Annotated in this window: 1 protein-coding gene; it reads left to right on the plus strand. The window is 41.5% G+C overall.

Going from position 1 to position 248, the window contains the following annotated elements; all coding sequences use genetic code 11:
• Window positions 1-56 precede the first annotated feature (56 nt).
• The coding region (locus tag SAY88_RS25445; RefSeq protein ID WP_332635221.1) for a peptidylprolyl isomerase at window positions 57-248 on the plus strand (192 nt) is incomplete at its 3' end.

The raw sequence follows: 248 nt of genomic DNA on the forward strand, positions 1-248 counted from the left end.
ATACACAAGTAGAAGAAACGGAAGCGGTAAATTATCCGCAACTAGATCTCGCATCACTGCAAGAAAATCCAACAGTAACAATGAAAACGAATCTTGGAGACATCACCATTGCATTATTCCCAGAACAAGCACCAAAAGCGGTAGAGAACTTCCTTACACATAGTAAAAATGGCTATTACGATGGAGTTACTTTCCACCGTGTTATCCAAGACTTCATGATTCAAGGTGGGGATCCACAGGGAACTGGT

The sequence above is a fragment of the Halalkalibacter flavus genome, assembly GCF_036663575.1.
In the GTDB taxonomy this organism is placed as follows: Bacteria; Bacillota; Bacilli; order Bacillales; family Bacillaceae_D; genus Halalkalibacter; species Halalkalibacter flavus.